General features: G+C 58.4%; 1 protein-coding gene. It reads left to right on the plus strand.

Going from position 1 to position 1,244, the window contains the following annotated elements; translation table 11 throughout:
* On the plus strand, positions 1-996 hold a 996-nt coding region (glf, locus tag E5W70_RS26880; protein WP_292664172.1), incomplete at its 5' end, for a UDP-galactopyranose mutase.
* Positions 997-1,244: the final 248 nt, after the last annotated feature.

Below are 1,244 nucleotides of genomic sequence, written 5' to 3' on the forward strand. Positions count from 1 at the left end.
ATCCTGATTCACCGTTACGGGCCTCACATCTTCCACACCAACGCCCAATCGATTGTCGACTACCTGTCGCAATTCACGGAATGGCGACCTTACGAACATCGGGTGCTGTCGCTCGTCGACGGAAAGCTGCTGCCAATACCGATCAATCTCGACACCATAAATCGCCTCTACGGCCTTGAGTTGACATCCGAGCAGCTGCAGGATTTTTTCGCTTCGCGGCGCGAAACGGTGGAAGAAGTTCGCACCGCCGAAGACGTCGTGGTGAGCACTGTCGGGAGAGAGCTCTACGAGAAATTCTTCCGCGGCTACACGAGGAAGCAATGGGGCGTCGACCCTTCCCAGTTGAGCAAGTCGGTGACGGCGCGAGTCCCGACCCGGACCGATCGTGACGATCGCTATTTTGGGGACAGCTTCCAGAACATGCCGGCAGGCGGGTATACGCGCATGTTCCAGCGCATGCTGGATAACCCTAAGATCAAGATCTTGCTGCAGACTGATTACCGCGAAATTCGCGACAAGATTCCCTTTCAGCGGATGATCTACACCGGACCGATCGACGAATATTTCGACTGGAAGCTTGGTCACTTGCCCTACCGCTCGTTGCGCTTCGAGCACATGACGCTTGATTGCGAGCAGTTTCAGCCGGTCGCTGTCGTCAACTATCCGCAGACGGAAAAATACACACGGATCACCGAGTACAAGCATCTGACCGGTCAACAGAGCCCGAAGACCAGCCTCACCTACGAATACCCCACGGACATCGGAGATCCTTATTACCCGGTGCCGCGGGCCGAAAACGAGGCGTTGTACAAGCGCTATGAAGCCTTGGCCGCGGCGTGCCCGGAGGTCTGGTTCGTTGGACGCCTGGCGACATATCGGTATTACAATATGGATCAGGTCGTCGGTCAGGCATTGGCAACGTTCGCGCGCATTCAGACGAGCCTGCCAGCAACCGGGATTGTGCCCCCGCCGGTGCAACGCGAGGCGGCCGAGTGAACAGTACGTCGGGGTGAGCGGCATTCGAGCGACCCTAACGTTGGGTGTGTCGGCCACGGACGTGGCCGATTGGCCGAACTCGGCATGCAAGTCGCGGCTCGCAGCAATCGAGGCGTGCCTAGCCGTCATCCTCGGCGAAAGCCGCCAATGTCACCGCCCGGGCTCTCATCCCGCGGCCAAGCAAGCCAGGATCTTTCTCAGCGAACAGATTCAGGTGTGCCGTGCTGTCCATACAGTTGAAGCGCGGC

It is taken from the genome of Mesorhizobium sp. (genome assembly GCF_005063415.1).
Taxonomy (GTDB): domain Bacteria; phylum Pseudomonadota; class Alphaproteobacteria; order Rhizobiales; family Rhizobiaceae; genus Mesorhizobium.